The following is a 13,736-nucleotide window of genomic DNA, read 5'->3' on the forward strand; positions in this document are numbered from 1 at the left end:
TTTCGGAGAGTTCCATGAGGAGCAATCGTGGTCGCGTTGATCGCCAGCCAAAACCAACGCTCAAAACGATCGCGCAGCTGACTGGGCTGGCCCCTGCGACCGTCTCCCGTGCGCTCAACGATGCCGACGACATAAGCTCATCGACGAAAGAGCGCGTGAGGCTCGCTGCACGCCAGATAGGCTATCGCCCGGACCGCGCAGGGTTCAGACTTCGAACCGGCAAGTCACGCGTTATTGCCCTGGTGCTGAACATGGAAGATGAAATCCTTGGCATAGCCGGGCCGCTTGTAAACGGCGTCGCCGAGGTGCTCTCCCGTTCAGGCTATGGCATGGTGGTGGTGCCGGATAGCCCGCATGAGGACCCGTTGAAGGCGGTCGGAGAGGTTCTCGACAGCGGCATGGCCGATGGACTGATCATCACCCGTACCCAACCGATGGATCAGCGCGTTATCTTTTTGACGAACGAAGAGTTTCCGTTCGTCACCTTCGGTCGAACGCAGCTACGGAGTGTTCACGCCTCCGTCGATTTCGACAATGAGACCTTCGCTTATGAGAGCGTTCGACGGCTTGCGGACAACGGGCGGCGAAATATCGCGCTCCTGGCGCCACCGTCGCATCTGATGTTCTGCAAGCACATGTCGGACGGATTCCGCCGAGGCATCCGTGACTTTGGATGCGTGGAAGTACCGTTTGGCAACGTCGATCTCGACAGCCCCTTGGAGGATATTTTCAAGGAGGGGACACGCTGGCCATTCGAGAGCGGTTTGGTTGACGGCTTTGTCGCCGGGAGCGCAAGCACTGGCGTCGCTCTCCTTGCCGGTCTCGAAAGTGTCGGCGCCCGCATAAAAGTTGATTTTGACATGGTTGCGAAAGAACCGACTCGTTTCACCGAGTGGATCCGGCCTGAGATTATTCCTATAAACGAGGATATTCGTGCGGCCGGAAACGAACTGGCTCGCACTATCATCTCTGTAGCCAGTGGCACGGAACTGGCGAGCCTGCAGTTACTCATTGCACCGAAATTTCGTGACGCGTCGGTTTGATCCGACACCTTCGCTCCGGCCAATCCCTCTAGCCGGAGCCTATCTATGTGGGCTATTGCGCGCTCGGCGCCACCATCGGCGTTGGCCGATGAATTGTCATGCCCTAGTTGCCAAGCAGGCCGCGCGTGGCAAGGTTGCGCATGAGCGCGGCCGTCCCGAAGGTCCAGGGCGGGCATTCGGTCGACAAGGCCACCGTGTTGATCAGGCTGCCCAACTCAGCGTTCGAAATTGCTACCCTGTCGCCGATCTTGTGCGTAAAGCCCTGGCCGGGTGTATCGCGATCCTCGACCGGCGCAAAAAGGGTTCCCATGAACAGCATGAGCCCATCAGGATATTGATGGTGGCGACCAATCGTCTGGGCGACGAGATCGAGCGGATCGCGGCTGATCTCCTTCATCGAACTGCTGCCATCAAGGACGAAATCGTCCCTGCCCTCGATCCGTAGTTCCAGTTCGGCGTTGCGCACGTCTGCGATCGAGTAAGTCTCGTCAAACAGGCGGATAAACGGCCCGATGGAGCAAGAGGCGTTGTTGTCCTTTGCCTTGCCGAGAAGAAGCGCCGAACGACCCTCGACATCGCGCAGGTTGACATCGTTGCCGAGTGTCGCCCCCTTCACGCGCCCCCGGCTGTCGACGGCCAGCACGATCTCGGGCTCGGGATTGTTCCAGTTCGACACCGGATGAAGTCCAACGGAGGCGCCCCAGCCGACGGAGGACAGCACCTGCGCCTTGGTAAAGACCTCTGCGTCTGGTCCGATACCCACTTCCAGATATTGCGACCAGAGGCCGACCTCGATCAATGCCTCCTTGACCTTTGCTGCTTCCTCCGATCCGGCACGCAGGTCGCGCAAGCTATCCCCGATAACCGCCGTCACGCGTTCGCGTATCGAGCGCGCCATGTCCGGGTTTCCGGCAGCTCTTTCTTCGATCACCCGCTCGAGCATCGATCTCGCGAAGGTGACACCGCACGCCTTCACCGCCTGCAGGTCACAGGGTGCAAGCATCGAAAATGGGGCATGGTCGGGTAGATCCGGGTCCATGATCGCTCCCAGCGACGCGACGATTTCGCCGGCCTGCGCGCGAACGAACGAGACCGGATCGTCTTTCTCTAGCAGGTCGCGCATCGTCGGCGCCTCGGCACAGGTGATATCGAACACCATTCCGTCGCGCACGACGACCACCGACGGACCGCCAAACTCGGAGCGGAATATCCGGCCAGCAAACGTGCCGCGTTCGAACGAATTCAGTGCCATGAGGAACTCCAGTCCAAAGTCATCGAACTTGTGAGGGTTTCGCCCGGCTGAAGAACCGCCAGCCCCGGCATACCGGGAAGATTGTGCGCATCCACCGGATGAGAAACAGGCTCGAAACAGAAGAAATCCGCGTCCGGCCCGGGCGAATAGACGACAGCAACGTCGAGATTGTCAGATGCGCTCAAGCGGAAAGAAACGGCATCAGGGCCTTGCGTGACGTCGCAGAAGCCGGGCCAGCCCGTGAACGCATTGTTGATCCACCCGCTCGGCAAGGCGGTCATGGCCGAAAAATTCCAGCGACCTTCCGCACCGATGTCGATCAATGCCATCGGCAGATATTTTTCATTCTCCAGCCAGACCTTATCCGCTGAAAAGCGAATTCTTGTCTGTGGGCTTCGCGGAAACCAGGGATGAAACCCGATGCCAAAAGGCAAGGCCGTCGATGATGCCGATGTCACCTCCAGATGGAGAACAAGCCGGGCCTGCGACAAGAGCAGTGTCTGCTTTGCATCGTAGCGGAACGGGCCGATACTACCGTGAGGACAATGCAGCGTCGTCGTCGATGCATCCCGCCCGGCGATCAGCCACTCCCGCATGAACGCATCTCCGTGAATCGGAAGCTCTTGACCGTCCAGATTGGGATCGATGCGGTGGTGGTGCTCGCCGAATACAAAGCCTCCCTGCGATATCCGGTTGGAGAAGGGAACCAGAACATTACAGCCCAGAGCGAAGGGACCATCAGTGATCCGCCCGCTCCACGACCGCAGGAGAGGCCGATACCTCCCCTCGGCGTCGCGAACATCAAGCCGCGCCAGACCGCCACCCAAGCTGGGGACAACGGCGACGCGGGCTTTGTCGTTCTCCAGAACGATCTCCTGCGGATGCAATTACCAGCCTCCGTCGATCGCAAAATTCTGGCCCGAGATCATATCGGACGCCGGCGACACCAGAAAGAGAACGAGGCTCGCGACATGGTCGGGCTCGATGCGCTTCTTCAGGCACTGACGGTCCAGAACCCAGTCGCTATATTGCTGCAGCCGATCTCCGAACACGCGCTCTTCGGCTTCCGAAACCACCGCGCCCGGCGAGACGGCATTGACGTTGATGCCATACGGACCGAGTTCACGGGCGAGTCCCTTGGTCAGACCGAGCATCGCGCCTTTCGACGCCACATAAGGCACATAGCCGTCCCACTGCCCGTTCATGGTGATTGACGTGAAATTGAGGATCTTTCCGCTTCGCTTCGGTTTCATGAACGGCGCGACTGCCCGCACTACCGCAAAAGCGGCGGACGAGTTGACCCGGATCTGATTCTCATATTCCTCCAGGCTAAACGCCTCGAACGGCCTGTTGATGATCAAGGCGGCGTTGTTGATAAGGATGTCCAAGCCACCTAAGGTTTTGGCTTCCTCGCTGACAATTTCCTCCGTGACCTGCAGCTGGTTGAGATCGCAACCGAGGAACCGAACGCCGGCTCCAAGTTCTGCCGCCTTCTGCGCGCCGTCTTCGATGTCTGGCCGATCAAGAACGATCACGGAAGCGCCTTCGGCATGAAGCCGTAGCACCTGAGCCCTTCCCAGAGTTCCGAGGCCTCCTGTTATCAGGGCCGTTTTTCCTTCTAGCATTCCCATTGGCGTTTCCTCAGAGCACCGACTGAACTTCTTCGATCGTCGTGTCGCCGATCCGCTTGTCGAGCACGACTTGGCCACGGGCCATGGCGACAACCCGATCACAGCATTCGAAGACATGGTGCATGTTGTGACTGATGAAGATGCCGGTTACGCTCTGCTCTTTCAGGGAACGAACGAAACCGATGACCTTGTTGGTTTCCTTGACCGAAAGGTGATTGGTCGGCTCATCAAGGATCATCACCTTCGATTTGAAGTGCATGGCACGCGCAATGGCGACGCCCTGCCTCTGCCCGCCAGAGAGCTCGCCGACTAGGGCATCCGGCGATCTCAGATGCAAATCCACATTGCTGATGGCCTTGACGCTCTCCTCACGCATCCTGCCCATGTCCATGAAACCGACGCCTGCAATCGAAAACCGCATGGGCTCCCGACCGATGAAGAGGTTGCGCGCGATCGACATGGTCGGGACCATGGAGTTGTATTGATAGATGGTCTCGATGCCGAGCCGCATCGAGTCACGAGGGCCAGAAATGGCGACCTTTTGGCCCTCCACGAAAATCTCGCCTTCGTCCTGTCGCTGGACGCCTGACAAGATGTTGATCAGGGTGGACTTTCCAGCACCGTTGTCGCCAATCAGCCCGACAGCTTCGTTCCGCGCGAAATCGATCGAAACACCTTTGACGGCATGAACACCCGAATACCATTTGTGCAGGTTTTTAACGGAAACGATGGGTTCGTTCATGGCTCACACCTCCACCTTGATTGCCTTGGCGCGTTTGCGCAGCCAAGAGTTTGCAATAACCGCGAAGATCGTCAGCGATCCGATAGCGAACTTGAACCAGTTGGCGTCGACCTGGCTAAGGATGAGGCCATTGTCGATGACGCGGATTAGCGCCACACCGATAATCCCTCCGAGAACCGCGCCGATGCCGCCTGTCAGTGCAGTTCCGCCAATGACCGCGGCCGCGACAGCCTGCAATTCCATGCCTTCCCCGATGGATGGCAAGGGAGAGCCGAGGCGCAAGACCTGGATCAACCCAGCAAATCCACTCAGAACCGAGCATAGGATGAAGCAGGCAATTTTGACGCGCGCCGTGGGGATGCCCATCGCATTTGCTGCGGGAAGAAAGCCGCCAGTCGCTCGCACCCAATTGCCGAAATTCGTGCGGCTCAGCAGCAATGACACGAGGATTGCGACAGCGACGAACCAGATAAAAGACATACGGAAGAGCTCACCCGGTCCGACGAAACTGACAAATAACCAGGTCGGCAGATCCGCCGACAGCAACGGCGGAAACCCACCGGAGACCACCACCGTTAGCGAGCGCGCCACAAACATCATTCCGAGCGTCGTGATAAAGCTCGGGATGGCGAACTGGATCGTGAGAAAGCCGTTGAGGAAGCCGATTGCGACGCACACCAGCACTCCCGCCGCCAGCGCCACGGAAAAGGGGACATCATGGGTCATTAGGACCGCAACCGTCATCGGCATCAACGCGAACACCGCGCCAACCGAGAGGTCGAACTCGCCACATATCATCAAGACGGTCACGCCGATGGCGACCAAGGCCATCTCGGGCAAGATTCCGAACACGCCTCGCAGGTTGCCAGCAGTAAGGAATAGTCCTCCTGACCGGCTCTGAAACAGGAAGATCAAAACGACCAGCAGAAGGAGAGCGGCAAGCTCTGGCTTCTCCATATAAATCTTCAGAAGTCTTTTCATTAGGCAATCTCCAGAGTGGAAGGGGCTCTTGAGTGATCCCCTTCCTACCTTGACTTAGCGCAGGCCCTTAGCGGACAGATCCATGATCATGTCTGCATCCGCCGGGCGCACGATGCCTTGGCCCGTATCGATGTTCGACGGCGCAAGACCCAGCTTCTTGGCGAGGTAAACTTCCATCACCGGCATGAAACCTTGCATGTATGGCTGCTGATCGACCTCGGCCTGCACATAGCCGGCCTCCATCTGCTGGACCACTTCAGGAACGAGGTCGAAACCGCCGAGCAGAACCTTGCCGGGCGCAATGCCGCGATCCTTCAGAACTCGTGCGACCGATGCATGCCAGAAACCCGTGTCGAGATAGGCGGTGGTTTCGGGATGCGCGTTGAGGTAGGCGCCAACACGGTCTGCGGTCACAGCAAGGTCAGTTCCGCTGTCGATGCGGTCCCAAGAAATATCCCGCGCGGGGTTGGCAGCCTTATATTCTTCAAGAAAATCAATGACACCCCGCCCGCGCGCCTCCGACCAGTTCTGCCCAGGCGCGGAGACGCCAACCAGAACCTTGACCGGCCCATCCTTCGGAAAATTCTCGGAGATCGCCTTGCCGAGCGAATGACCCGCCGGCCGGAAGCCCTGGCCGACGAACGCCGCGCGTTTGTTACCGTCGGCCCCCTTGCTGTCATCAACATTGACGCCAATCACAACAACGCCGTCTTTGACCGCGCGATCAATCACGTCGTCGAGCGCCTTGTCGTCAACGATCGAGGTCAAGAGCGCGTCAGGCTTGCGAGCAAGTGCTGCTTCAATGTTCGACAGCTGCTGCTCGACCGATCCTTCGGTTTGCGTGAAGACCATCTGGCAGTTCGCGCCGATCTTCTCGCAGGCGTCGTCGAAGCCCTTCTTGACCGCCTGCCAGAAGGTATTTGATGCCGACGAATGGTGTGCAAAAACGATGTTCAGCGGTTCGGCCTGTGCGATGCTCGTAGTGGCTAAAAGGGCAAGCCCCCATGCACCGCAGATAATGCTCTTTCTCATGCCTTTTCCTCCCAGGTTTGAGTGTTGCTTCAGTTACAAAGTCAGATGCTTACGGAGTTCGATATGCGACGAGACACCGTGAATGACTTATCGAGATCGGGATGCAGTTCCATGCCCAATCCGGCACCAGGCGGCACGGTGATCATTCCGTTTTTCACCTCGGGCAATGCCGTGACGAGATCGCGATACCAGGTCTTGTAAAAGGCCCGCACACTCTCCTGGACAAGCGCATTGGGCGCGTTGAGCGAAAGATGCGTCGAGGCGCAAAGCACGACGGGCCCGGTACAATCATGAGGCGCGACCGGCAGATGCCAGGCTTCCGCCATCGCAGCTATCTTCCTTGCTTCCGACAGTCCCCCGCACCAGCTGATGTCGAGCATCACAACGCCAGCCGCCCCGGTCTCCAACAGATCGCGGAAGGCCCAGCGCGAACCCAGCGTTTCCGATGCCGAAATCGGTGCGGGCGACACGGCCGCGTAGCGTCCGAGACTGGAGAGACTGTCCATCTTGATCGGATCTTCGTGCCAGAATGTCTGGTAGGGCGTCAGCGCCTTTGCGATCTGCATGGCAGGCAGCAGTTGCCACATCGAATGGAACTCGACCATGATGTCCATCCTGTCGCCCACGGCCGAACGAATTTTCTCGAACGGCTCCAACGCCCGCCTGAGATCCGGTGAGGAAATGTACTGGCCGCGGGTCTTCTCCGCCGCGATATCGAAGGGCCATATCTTCATGGCCGTTATCCCTTCTTCAAGCAGGGAGTGGGCGAGTTCGTCGGCGTGAAGAAGGAAGCCATTCAGATCGTCGTAAGCGTTGGTCGCAGATGTCGCCAGATCGTAGTTAGCCGTCGTTTGGCCGGTTGCCTTCTTGATGTATTCCGTACCGGCGCAGGTATTGTAAGTGCGGATTTCGCTCCGGCTGAATCCGCCCAACAGCTGTGCAATCGGCTGTCCGGTTGCCTTGCCAAAGATGTCCCACAGTGCAATGTCAAATGCCGAGTTGCCCCGCACCTCAGCCCCTGACGACCGAAATCCGAGATAACCGACGAGATCTGCGGCCAGGAGATCGATCTGCAGCGGGTCGCGTCCAATAACGCGTGGCGCTACGTATTCGTGAATGTAGGCTTCCACGGTCTCTGCACCGAAGAAAGTCTCCCCGAGACCGGTAATTCCTTCATCCGTATGGACCAGTACCCAGAGCAGGTTCTGGCGTTCCGCGACACGCACGGTCTCTAGTTTCGTGATTTTCATAAGATGCTTCCCTATGCGACGCCGGCTGCCAGCAACGCCTTCACGCTCTCGTCAAAATGCTGGGCCATCAATTGGCTTGCAGCCTGGGGGTCACCCGCAACAATCGCCTCGGCGATCGCGACATGCAGGTCGTTCATGGCATGCCGCTCATTGTCAGATGATCGACTGCGCCATCCGATTGGCCATGTCTGTCTCGAGACACCCTGAAATGCACCGACAATCATCGCGAAGATCGGGTTCTTCGAGGCGCGAGCAATCTCAAGATGAAATGCCAGGTCGCTCTCCATGACCCGTTCCGCCGCATCGAAATTCGTACGCATCGCCTCGGCATGCTCAAGAATCGCACGGGCTTCATCATTGGAGCGGCGCAGCGCCGCGAGCGTTGCCGTCCGCACTTCAATGGTCCGGCGGACGTCATAGATTTGCTGGACGTTGATTTGTGCGGTGTCAATGCCATGCTCGATCATCAGCGACATCGCACCATGATCCAGTTGCGCGACCATCGCTCGCTTGCCGACACGCAGGTCGATGAGCCTCATTGCTGCAAGCGACCGGAATGCCTCGCGCACCACTGTGCGCGACACGCTGAGCTCTTTAGACAACGCTCCTTCGCTTGGCAGGCGATCGCCCGGGCCCAGTTCGTTCATGCGGATATGAGCGGTGATCGCTCCAATCGCATTGCTGACCAGCCCCGCGTTTCCGACTACTTCCGAAACAGTCGCCATGGTAACTCCGTTCAAACGTTCAAAACCTGTATGACAGCTTTTATTGATTTATGCGTATTTTATGATTACCCTGTCTGTCAACAGTCAATATTAGGACCGGGGGTTTCTGTGGGAATAAATGTTGAGGTGGCTCTGACGGCGGCCAACATCGTGGGGGAGAGCGCAGTATGGGATGACCACAGGCAGCGCCTGCTGTGGGTCGATATTGTTGGAAGAGCCATCCATGCCCTGGTGCCGGCAACGGGTGAGTACCAAAGCTGGCCGACGCCTGACATGCCAACCTCGATCGGACTGAGGCAAGACGGCGGAGCGATTGTCGGGCTCGCCACCACGATTGCGCTTTGGGATTACGGAGACGTATTCCGGACGGTTGCGACAGTAGAGTCTGGGACGACCGGCAATCGATTGAATGAAGGCGTCGTCGGTCCCGATGGCGCCTTTTGGGTCGGCACGATGCAGAACAACATCGCTCCTGACGGCACGCCATTGGCAATGAACGGCGAGAAGGGTCGGCTCTACCGTTACACCCCCGATGGCAGGGTGCTACCCTTGACGAACGATCTATTCGGCATCACCAACACCTTGGTCTGGCCGGGTGACGGTACCGTGCTGACGGCAGACACGCTTCAAAACACGATCTACTCTTATGAGATCGCCGGCTCTATGCTCCGCAACCGCGTTCCAGTATTTGCCGGCTTCGAGCGAGGCCTTCCAGATGGCTCGTGCCTAGACGACGAGGGGTTCATCTGGAATTGCCGCGTCGCCCGTGGTGGCTGCATCGTCCGCTTAGATCCAAAGGGACGCGTGGACCGGGTCGTTGACCTGCCGGTTTCCCAGCCAACAAGCTGCACTTTTGGCGGCCATGACCTTTCCACTCTTTTCGTCACTTCCGCCCGGTTTTCGATGACGGACGAAGAGGTAAGGGGAAATCCGCTCGAAGGCGCCCTGCTCGCCATTAACATGGGAAAGCGCGGCCGAAGGGCAAATCGCTTCGGGTAGATCCCATCGCCAGCGGTAAGATAGGTGTAGGCTGCACGCACAATCGGGAATGAGGTATTACCCGCGCATCAGAACTTGATTGCCGGCGAACTTTAGTTCCGCCTCTGCAACCGATCGAACATTGGCAAGTTCTCCGGATGCCGCCTATTGTCCGGCAGCCTATGGTTACGCCACCTATGGAGAAGCGGTAGGAGCCCATGCGGCTCGTCTTTCACCTGAGCGGTAACCTGCCAGCTCCCGGCCGCTCGGACATCGGCGTGCGGAACCACTTCCGGCGCTTTGTCGGCCTCTCTGAAATGAGGCAATCTCATTCGCTTTGAGAGCGATGGGTTCTTCTCCAGGTGTCGTTCTTCGAATGCGGTGCACCCCTCCGCCTTTTGCGCATTGTCGCCCAGCTTACAGCCAATGAGAAAGTCGCATGTGCTGGTCATGTCTACTTTCCAGGTCATGAATCGCAGCCGACTTCGAGCACCGCCGCATTGTCCTGGTGCTCTCGCAGCCCCTTGTAGGAGGCGTGCCGAAGCTTTCCATCATGCGTCCATGCTCGATACTCAACTTCGGCGATGAGGGTCGGCTGCACCCAGACAATGTCCTCCCGGCGGCCGTCGTACACGACTGGCGGCCGCCTTCTGACGATGCGGTCCAGCAGTTTCCGAAGCGCGGCCGCGCTATTTTCATTGAAACCCGTGCCAACGTTGCCAACATAAATCCACGCGTCCCCCTTTCGAGCAGCCAGCAGCAGACTGCCGATCCTTCCCCGCGCCACAGGCGATGGCTCGTATCCGACCACGATAAAGCTGTCGCGCTGGACGCATTTGATCTTGACCCAATCGCCAAGGCGACCAGATCGATAACTGCTGTCCTTGTTCTTGGCGATTATCCCTTCGAGCCCATGCCGGCATGCAGCGGCAAAAATCTCACGGCCATCACCATCAATGGTATCGGACAGGCGGATAGCGCCATCCTCGTTTCGCAAGAGTGACTCCAGAAAGTAGCGTCGCGCCGTCAGTTCCAAGCTGCGAATATCGTGACCGTCGAAATAAAGCAGATCAAAAACCATCATCATCGCCTGGCCGGACGGAAGCTTGCCACCTCGTCCCCCGAGCGAGTTCTGCAACATTCCGAAGTGAGGGCGACCTTCGGGATCGAGGACTACCGCCTCTCCGTCGATGATGGCGCTCCCAACATCCAGTGCCTTAGCCGCCTGGTCAATGTGTGGGAAGCGATGCGTCCAGTCGTGTCCGCCACGCGTCAGGATGCGAACGTTACCCTTGTTGAGGTGGACCGCGATCCGATACCCATCCCACTTTACTTCATAGAACCATTCGTCGCCGACCGGCGGGCGCGGCTTCAAAAGCGCCAGGCACGGCTCGATCCGGTCGGGCATTGGGTCGAATGGCAGCTGAGGCTGCCTGGGGTCGCGCGGCTCTCGTGGACGCGAACGGATTGGCTGGTCGTCGGCCAGCAACGGCCGTTCACGAGGAGCCTTCACCATTAGCCGGCCTTTTTCATCTCGGCGATGTCGTCGGGAAGTACGAGCATGCCTGCCTCGTGGGCAGCATCGACGAACGCGGCCCTGGCTGTATCGGCATCGGTATAGAATTCCAAGGCCTCCACCGATCGCATCAGCGCACTGTGAAATTTCTCGCCGCCGCGATGATGCCATTTGCCGCTGAGCAGCATGGCCGCCAGTTGGTCGACGGTCTCCGCTTTTCGATATCGTCCCATGCCATCGATTTCGACCTGCAGGGGCTTGATAAACACGGGAAGATCGACGGCCATGGCGAAACTCCTTGACATATCTCCGCCCACTAAAATGCCAAGTGATTCGTTTGTCTAGGGGAGTGAAAATATATAAGTCCACCGGAACAAAAGCGTCGCATGGGAGTTACCCTTCCCCTGAAGGACAGCAGTTTCCATTTGGAAAACACTTCTCTGGGCCCGCTCTGATGTGGCTTTTTGCGGGATTTCTCAACTCTTTATATCAGTCATCACTAAATCAAAGAGCGTTGTGTCGTTGCCCATCGAGCAATGGTGCCTCAATCTGCGCTGGATTCCCGCACCTCCCGGGCGCACCAACTGGCAGGTCCTCAAGCATGGCTCTGCCACTTTTTTACGCTCAGTTCCCACGGGTGATCATCGCTCAGATCTTGGCTTCCAACCCCGCGTTAGACCGCTGCTCATGCATTTCTGAGCGGTATCGAGCTGGTCTCGAAGGAAGCGACAGTCGTCGATCAGTGTGGCAATCGTGGCACGCAGATCGCCATCGTGCCACTCTATAGCTTGATCGACTGGACTAATTTCCTCGCGCACTTGCTTCATCGCAGACATGACATTTCCTTTGTCGTCTTCGGTTTCATCGGACAGGATTTGTTGAGCACCCGGCGTCACTGCTCGGCGAACATGCGCGTCATGCGGCGTGTACCAGCAAGGTGGATTAGATGAGTGATCCTGGCAAACTCAACTGGCATGGGCGGATCGATTTCCTCCGGTACTCCAGGTTCGAGCCGAGGTTGGGATCGCAATGCGACCGGACAAATCACAAGCTTCGACTTCGAACTCGGCACACTCGCCAGCTTTCACTCTCATCAACTCCAGCATCCAGCGAGCCCTCCCCACACCAGGAACAGGAATCTCTTCCGATGGCATAACGCTTACCCTCCATCGGGTGGCCGAGGCCGTTGGCTGACCGAAGTCCGTTGCCTCGATCTGCCGGCGCCACCGCCGAACAATCAATCCTAGTGTGCCGGACTTTTCCGCCGCCAGTTGCAGCCGTCGGGACGCCGTCATCGGCAGTCGAACCAATTCGGCAACGACGGCTCCTAGTGTACCGTAGGAAAGGGCTTCCTCCATCGACGCGAGAACATCCTCCTCTCGGTCCGCCTCGACGAATATTACCCGGTTCGGGTGAAGGCCGACCTGCGCAAGGGCAGGAAAGAAGAGGTCCTGTCGGGTAAGGCACCAAATCACTTTCCCTTTCGTGCGAGCGGCGACCCCGGCTGCAAAAAGGGCTGCGGCTGCCCCATCCACGGCCCCCGCACCACCGCCCGCGAACTCGTGGATCGCTCCCAATGCCAGCCCCCCACCAGGCAGATGACTATCAATCTCCGGCACACCAAATGGCAGGGCGCATTTGCGTCGCGATAGGGCGCGATCAAGATGAGAAATACGCTCGCGAAGCTCGGAAATAACGGGGTTTGCGCTCGTATGCGCCATCTGTAGCCTTCGTCAATTCATGGGTTCCATCTCGCTTTGGAAGCGATTATGTTCTACATTTGTTCCGGTAAGGCAGTCTAGTCAATAGGGCTATCCGCGGTCACCATGGGCAGCTCGGCTTTTCTAGGGGTGGCATGAAAATGATCCGCGAACGAATCCAATGCCGTAGCCGGTCGAAATTCAAGTTCGTACGATATCTAACGATGAGAAAAAATTCCTGCGACGAGAGAACCTTGCGGAAGTATCGCGGCTCAATCATACCTTGGTGTGCGGCGTCTGCGACCGGAGTATCGAACTCGGCCGCAAAGCTGGCAACACGTATCAGGCCACTGATCTTGCGCTAGCTTTCCACTTCCGACCCAACTTTAGGATCAACCCCTTCAGCTCTGGCTCTTGCACCAAGACGGCTGCTTCTCGCGGATGTCTCCAAATCAAATCGCGCTGGTCTCGCTCTGGAAACTTTAAGCGCTCCCGCCTGACCTCGAGCAGATAAACGCCGACGATCGAAGTTACGTGCTCGTTGTCCTTCATGTACTTCGTATACGTGTAATGACCGAAGGTCTTCTTCCTGATCTTTCCCCGGACGCCGGCCTCTTCCCACGCTTCCCGCTCTGCGGCCTGGTACGCTTTCAAATTAGCGCACGGCCATCCCTTGGGAATGGTCCACCGCTTTGTTTGGCGGGTCGTGATCAGAAGTATGTCGATACCGCGGAGAGATTTCCGATAGCAAAGCGCCCCGACCTGCTCCGCCAGGTCGCCTGCAAAAACCCTGTGCGTGTAAGGCGTCAGCTTCGAGAAATGTCGATCCGGCTGGTCCATCGCGCGAACATGGAGCGAAGGCCGATACGCGGCAAGGCTTTCGAGT

Annotated in this window: 13 protein-coding genes and 2 pseudogenes; 2 read left to right on the forward strand and 13 right to left on the reverse strand. The window is 58.1% G+C overall.

The window, feature by feature from the left end; all coding sequences use genetic code 11:
- The first annotated feature begins 14 nt into the window (after positions 1 to 14).
- Positions 15 to 1,043, forward strand: a complete 1,029-nt coding sequence (locus AC1DPR_RS16035; protein ID WP_113161904.1) for a LacI family transcriptional regulator — start codon at positions 15 to 17, stop codon at positions 1,041 to 1,043.
- Positions 1,044 to 1,146: 103 nt separating this feature from the next.
- Here the strand turns inward: AC1DPR_RS16035 and AC1DPR_RS16040 are convergent, their stop codons facing one another.
- The 9 genes and pseudogenes from AC1DPR_RS16040 to AC1DPR_RS16080 form a co-directional block, all read right to left on the reverse strand.
- A complete protein-coding gene (locus AC1DPR_RS16040; protein WP_113161905.1) occupies positions 1,147 to 2,295 on the reverse strand; it encodes a fumarylacetoacetate hydrolase family protein in 1,149 nt (382 codons plus the stop codon).
- The gene (locus AC1DPR_RS16045; protein ID WP_477816672.1) at positions 2,286 to 3,182 is read right to left on the reverse strand and encodes an aldose 1-epimerase; all 897 of its coding nucleotides are present in this window, start codon (positions 3,180 to 3,182) and stop codon (positions 2,286 to 2,288) included. Before AC1DPR_RS16045 ends, AC1DPR_RS16040 begins: the two co-directional genes overlap by 10 nt.
- Entirely contained in the window at positions 3,183 to 3,926 is a 744-nt protein-coding gene (locus AC1DPR_RS16050) for an SDR family oxidoreductase (RefSeq protein WP_477816673.1), read from the reverse strand.
- A 10-nt stretch (positions 3,927 to 3,936) separates the two neighbouring features.
- A complete protein-coding gene (locus tag AC1DPR_RS16055; protein ID WP_113471489.1) occupies positions 3,937 to 4,668 on the reverse strand; it encodes a sugar ABC transporter ATP-binding protein in 732 nt (243 codons plus the stop codon).
- Positions 4,669 to 4,671: 3 nt separating this feature from the next.
- A complete protein-coding gene (locus tag AC1DPR_RS16060) occupies positions 4,672 to 5,649 on the reverse strand; it encodes an ABC transporter permease (RefSeq protein WP_113471490.1) in 978 nt (325 codons plus the stop codon).
- 54 nt (positions 5,650 to 5,703) lie between these two features.
- A complete protein-coding gene (locus AC1DPR_RS16065; RefSeq protein WP_113471491.1) occupies positions 5,704 to 6,681 on the reverse strand; it encodes a sugar ABC transporter substrate-binding protein in 978 nt (325 codons plus the stop codon).
- A 41-nt stretch (positions 6,682 to 6,722) separates the two neighbouring features.
- Positions 6,723 to 7,931: a mandelate racemase/muconate lactonizing enzyme family protein gene (locus AC1DPR_RS16070; protein ID WP_113161911.1), complete on the reverse strand. Its 1,209-nt coding sequence runs from the start codon at positions 7,929 to 7,931 to the stop codon at positions 6,723 to 6,725.
- Positions 7,932 to 7,942: 11 nt separating this feature from the next.
- Positions 7,943 to 8,335, reverse strand: a pseudogene (locus AC1DPR_RS16075) (FadR/GntR family transcriptional regulator); the annotation flags it as partial.
- A gap of 105 nt (positions 8,336 to 8,440) precedes the next feature.
- A pseudogene (locus AC1DPR_RS16080) lies at positions 8,441 to 8,656 on the reverse strand (winged helix-turn-helix domain-containing protein); the annotation flags it as partial.
- A 108-nt stretch (positions 8,657 to 8,764) separates the two neighbouring features.
- Here AC1DPR_RS16080 and AC1DPR_RS16085 point away from each other — a divergent pair.
- On the forward strand, positions 8,765 to 9,655 hold the full coding sequence (locus tag AC1DPR_RS16085; RefSeq protein WP_477816674.1) for an SMP-30/gluconolactonase/LRE family protein: 891 nt from the start codon (positions 8,765 to 8,767) through the stop codon (positions 9,653 to 9,655).
- A gap of 445 nt (positions 9,656 to 10,100) precedes the next feature.
- Here AC1DPR_RS16085 and ligD read toward each other — a convergent pair whose 3' ends face one another.
- The 4 genes from ligD to AC1DPR_RS16105 form a co-directional block, all read right to left on the reverse strand.
- Entirely contained in the window at positions 10,101 to 11,150 is a 1,050-nt protein-coding gene (ligD, locus tag AC1DPR_RS16090; RefSeq protein WP_477816675.1) for a non-homologous end-joining DNA ligase, read from the reverse strand.
- The gene (locus AC1DPR_RS16095) at positions 11,150 to 11,437 is read right to left on the reverse strand and encodes a DUF982 domain-containing protein (protein WP_018856289.1); all 288 of its coding nucleotides are present in this window, start codon (positions 11,435 to 11,437) and stop codon (positions 11,150 to 11,152) included. The genes ligD and AC1DPR_RS16095 overlap by 1 nt, the downstream gene beginning before the upstream one ends.
- A gap of 678 nt (positions 11,438 to 12,115) precedes the next feature.
- Complete coding sequence (locus tag AC1DPR_RS16100; protein WP_477816676.1) at positions 12,116 to 12,871, reverse strand: ImuA family protein; 756 nt, start codon at positions 12,869 to 12,871, stop codon at positions 12,116 to 12,118.
- Between the two features lie 321 nt (positions 12,872 to 13,192).
- On the reverse strand, positions 13,193 to 13,690 hold the full coding sequence (locus tag AC1DPR_RS16105; RefSeq protein ID WP_477816677.1) for an NUDIX hydrolase: 498 nt from the start codon (positions 13,688 to 13,690) through the stop codon (positions 13,193 to 13,195).
- Positions 13,691 to 13,736: the final 46 nt, after the last annotated feature.

It is taken from the genome of Rhizobium sp. 01T417 (assembly GCF_056398905.1).